Origin of the sequence: Bacillus sp. SIMBA_154 (genome assembly GCF_046536015.1) — a bacterium.
In the GTDB taxonomy this organism is placed as follows: Bacteria; Bacillota; Bacilli; order Bacillales; family Bacillaceae; genus Bacillus; species Bacillus pumilus_P.
On the sequence record NZ_JAWJBV010000220.1, the window covers coordinates 1 to 276 of the forward strand.

The window sequence follows — 276 nt, forward strand, 5'->3', positions numbered from 1 at the left end:
CTTCCGAGGCAGTTCCGGGAACAATTGACACAGGGATTCCTGCCTTCGTCGCGGCATCGACGTCAATATTGTCATAACCGATCCCGTACCGGATCACTGCGCGACATTTGTCCATCGCCGGAAAATCGTCGGCGGTCAGCTTCGCATATGGAGTGATCATGACAATTTCGGCATCTGAGAGTCGCTGCTTGAACTCTTCTGTGTCAGTGGTCGGAACCAGTTCGTAGTCGAGTTCTGATGCCAGTGCGTGCTCGCGTTCCAAGTCGGGGAAATGGT

At 54.0% G+C, this 276-nt stretch carries 1 pseudogene; it reads right to left on the reverse strand.

The features are described 5' to 3' along the window. Positions 1 to 276: pseudogene (locus R0K30_RS21800) on the reverse strand (hypothetical protein); the annotation flags it as partial.